The 252-nt window shown below is 40.9% G+C and carries 1 tRNA gene; it reads right to left on the bottom strand.

What is annotated here, in order from left to right:
* Positions 1–161 precede the first annotated feature (161 nt).
* Positions 162–237, bottom strand: a tRNA-Ala gene (locus NI470_RS15720).
* Positions 238–252: the final 15 nt, after the last annotated feature.

The raw sequence follows: 252 nt of genomic DNA, 5'->3' as shown, positions 1-252 counted from the left end.
GGAAACTGTGATAAATCACAGAGATTATCAAGTGCGCGTATCATAACGCTTGTACTTGTTAATCTCTAGGATCTCATCACTTGATCGCTTAAGGACTAAACTAACAATCAACTGATTGTCTATTTATTAGCTTTTGTCTTTATACATTCCGTAGGAATGTATGGTGGAGACTAGGAGAGTCGAACTCCTGACCTCCTGCGTGCAAAGCAGGCGCTCTACCAACTAAGCTAAGTCCCCAGCTTATCAATAAGT

It is taken from the genome of Acinetobacter lwoffii, from assembly GCF_024129115.1.
Classification (GTDB): Bacteria; Pseudomonadota; Gammaproteobacteria; order Pseudomonadales; family Moraxellaceae; genus Acinetobacter; species Acinetobacter lwoffii_T.
Note: the sequence above shows the minus strand (reverse complement) of the source record. Positions and strands in the feature narration are given on the sequence as shown.